The sequence below is a fragment of the Xanthobacter autotrophicus genome (assembly GCF_030015065.1).
Classification (GTDB): domain Bacteria; phylum Pseudomonadota; class Alphaproteobacteria; order Rhizobiales; family Xanthobacteraceae; genus Xanthobacter; species Xanthobacter autotrophicus_D.
Genome location: NZ_JAIVFN010000520.1, coordinates 1 through 403 on the forward strand (window position 1 = coordinate 1; position 403 = coordinate 403).

At 70.5% G+C, this 403-nt stretch carries 1 pseudogene; it reads left to right on the forward strand.

The annotated features are described in order from the left end of the window. Positions 1-203: pseudogene (locus K9U40_RS24315) on the forward strand (isocitrate lyase/phosphoenolpyruvate mutase family protein); the annotation flags it as partial. Positions 204-403 lie beyond the last annotated feature (200 nt).

Here is a 403-nt window from a genome sequence, read left to right on the forward strand (position 1 = left end):
ACCTGCTGGTGGGTGGACGGACACCGCTGAGCCTGCAGGACATCGCGGCACTCGGCGTGCGACGGGTCAGCCTGGGCGGTGCGCTGGCGCGAGCTGCGTGGGGTGGGCTGATGCAGGCCATCGAGCCGATCTTGCAGGACGGCCGCTTCGATGGCCTGCAGCAGGCGGCTTCGGGCGCGGCGTTGAACGCGCTGTTCCGCTGACACACGCCCAGGCCTGCAATGGATCCAGCCCGGGCGTGGATGGACGCGCGCCTGCGACTACAGCGCTTCCATCCCGCCCCTGGGCAGCGTCACGCCCGGCTCCAGCGCCGGCAGCAGTTGCCGCAGCAGTGCCGGGTTGTCCAGCATCGCCGCGCCGTCCAGATAGCGCCATTGCGTTGTACCGACGCGTCGCACAGCAA